At 49.3% G+C, this 2,601-nt stretch carries 3 protein-coding genes; all 3 read left to right on the top strand.

Annotated elements, in window-relative coordinates:
• Nucleotides 1–238 precede the first annotated feature (238 nt).
• The 3 genes from sigG (at nt 239) to Q0418_RS01510 (ending at nt 2,520) form a co-directional block, all read left to right on the top strand.
• Nucleotides 239–1,015, top strand: coding sequence for an RNA polymerase sporulation sigma factor SigG (gene sigG / locus Q0418_RS01520; RefSeq protein WP_298481780.1), 777 nt, complete (start codon nt 239–241; stop codon nt 1,013–1,015).
• 253 nt (nt 1,016–1,268) lie between these two features.
• Nucleotides 1,269–1,646 (top strand): metal-dependent transcriptional regulator, encoded by a 378-nt coding sequence (locus tag Q0418_RS01515; protein WP_298481779.1) that lies wholly within the window; start codon nt 1,269–1,271, stop codon nt 1,644–1,646.
• Between the two features lie 7 nt (nt 1,647–1,653).
• Nucleotides 1,654–2,520 (top strand): pyridoxamine kinase, encoded by an 867-nt coding sequence (locus Q0418_RS01510; RefSeq protein WP_298481778.1) that lies wholly within the window; start codon nt 1,654–1,656, stop codon nt 2,518–2,520.
• Nucleotides 2,521–2,601: the final 81 nt, after the last annotated feature.

The raw sequence follows: 2,601 nt of genomic DNA, 5'->3' as shown, positions 1-2,601 counted from the left end.
TCACGAGCATTTTTGTGAAATATAACGGAAAAGATGCAAGCATATGACGTGCAAAACCGCTAGGCGCTCTTTGTGCGGTATTGCCCTATATGTTTTTGGAAATCACTTCTATTATAACAGATAGGTCATAAAGTGTCAAGAAATCCGGACACCGTTTTTTTCCAGTTCCAAAACCGGTTTAAGCTGTTTCATTTGGGGAAAGATAGAAATGAAAAAGGGGCAACAAGGAGGAAACATTATGGCATTTCAGAAAGTCATGATCTCCGGCATGAACACTGCCGATCTGACCGTATTGAAGGAAGAGGAAAAAATGGCGCTGCTCCGTGAGATCCGGGAAACCGGCAGCAAAGAGGCACGGGACAAACTCATTAAGGGCAATCTTCGCCTGGTGCTCAGCGTGATCCAGAGGTTCACCGGACGAGGTGAGGATATTGACGATCTCTTCCAGATCGGCGTTGTAGGACTCATCAAAGCCATCAACAATTTTGACCTTTCAAAAGAAGTGCGCTTCTCCACCTACTGCGTTCCCATGATCAGCGGCGAGCTGCGGCGCTATCTCCGGGATTTCAATCAGATCAAGGTCAGCCGCTCTCTCCGTGATCTGGCATATCAGGCAATGCAGGCAAAAGAACGGCTGACGGCAAGCCTGCAAAGAGAACCTAACGTCAGCGAAATTGCCGCGGAAATCGATGCAAAACGGGAGGATGTGGTCATTGCACTGGAAAGCGTCAGCGATCCGGTCTCTCTCTATGAACCGGTCTATTCCGAGGGCGGCGATACGCTGTATGTACTGGATCAGATCAAGGATCGGGATACCATGGAAAGCTGGCTGGGTGAGTTGTCTCTCCGGGACGCCATAAGAAATCTCGGAAAGCGAGAGCAGAATATTCTCTACCTGCGGTTTTTTCAGGGCAAGACGCAGACAGAAGTGGCAAAGGAAATCGGCATTTCACAGGCGCAGGTCTCCCGTCTGGAAAAGAGTGCCATTGCACAGATACGAGATGCGGCAGAATAACCTATTCAGAAACCTATGAAGTACCGCAAAATTTTTCTTGTTTTGCCTTTCAATATCATGCCAATGTAGGGGCTCCATGAAACAAATATTCCAAAGGTGTCATAACATTGATCTTCCCGCTGAATTCGAATTTATTCTTGCAATTTCTTCCGTCCCATGTTATAATAGCTGTAAGAACTTGTTTGGACAAATACTTCACAAAAACATGTATCTGCCCACATATCATTACGCTATGCGACGGAGGAACATAAGATTGAAAATACAAAAATCTGCCGAGGACTATCTGGAGACAATCCTGATTCTATCCAACCGACAAGGAAGTGTACACGCCATTGATATTGCAAACGAGCTTTCTTTTTCCAAGCCAAGTGTCAGCGTTGCCATGAAAAATCTTCGGGAAAACGGATATATTGCCGTCAGTAAGAACAACGAGATCACCCTGACAGAGTCCGGGCGTACTATTGCAGAAACCATCTACGAACGCCATACCCTTCTCTCCACCTGGCTGGTGGCACTGGGTGTTTCGCCCGAAACAGCGGCAGAAGATGCCTGCCGCATGGAACACGTCATTAGTGCTGAGAGCTTTGAAGCCATCAAACGCCATGCCCAAAAGACGTCCAAAGGAGCGTAAACATATTATGTTGAAACGAGTTGTCACCATTCAGGATATCTCCTGCTTCGGGAAGTGCTCTTCTACAGTAGCGCTCCCACTGATCTCCGCCATGGGCGTGGAAACGGCAGTGATCCCTACCGCTGTACTCTCCACCCATACTGGAGGATTCACAGGGTACACTTTCCGGGATCTGACTGCGGATATCCCGAAGATCGCTGCCCATTGGAACGGCTTGAAGCTGCACTTCGACGGAATTTACACGGGCTATCTCGGTTCACGGGAACAGGTACAGATCATTGCAGAATTCTTCGACACCTTCCGCAGTGACAGTACCACCATTGTGGTAGATCCTGTCATGGGTGATGCCGGGAAGCTGTACGCCGGATTTACGGCGGATTTCGTCCTGGAAATGCGGAAGCTCTGCGGAAAAGCGGATGTCATTACCCCCAATCTCACAGAGGTATCCCTGCTGCTGGATATCCCCTATCCCGAAACCTACACAGAAGCTGATATCCGGTCTTATCTGCGCCGTCTGACGGAACTGGGGTGCTCCACTGCTGTGATTACTGGCGTTCGCTATGACGAAAGCCATCACGGTGCTGTCGCTTACGACAGCAAAACCGGGCAGTTCTACAGCGCATTCCGGGAACATGTCCCGGAGCAGATGCACGGCACCGGAGATATTTTCGCCAGCGTCCTGACCGGCGCACTGGTTCGGGGTGCTTCGATACAGGAGGCACTTTCCATTGCCATTCGCTTTACAGTAGACTGTATTCAGGCAACTATAGACGATCTTCACACCCTGCCCCACGATCAGGCGCCCTGGTACGGTGTGGAGTTTGAAGCCTGTATCGGGAATCTGGTGCAGTATACGCAGCAGATCGGAAAATGATATTATCAAGGCAACACCGCACAAAAAGCGCCTGACGGCTTTGCACGTCATATGCTTGCATCTTTTCCGTCATATTTCACA

This window comes from uncultured Ruminococcus sp. (assembly GCF_937915125.1).
Lineage (GTDB): Bacteria > Bacillota > Clostridia > Oscillospirales > Ruminococcaceae > Ruminococcus_C.
Note: the sequence above shows the minus strand (reverse complement) of the source record. Positions and strands in the feature narration are given on the sequence as shown.

What these genes read in the sequence shown, in the direction of transcription:
- sigG (WP_298481780.1), top strand. Translation starts at nt 239, where the DNA reads ATGGCATTTCAGAAAGTCATGATCTCCGGCATGAACACTGCCGATCTG.
- Q0418_RS01510 (WP_298481778.1), top strand. Translation starts at nt 1,654, where the DNA reads ATGTTGAAACGAGTTGTCACCATTCAGGATATCTCCTGCTTCGGGAAG.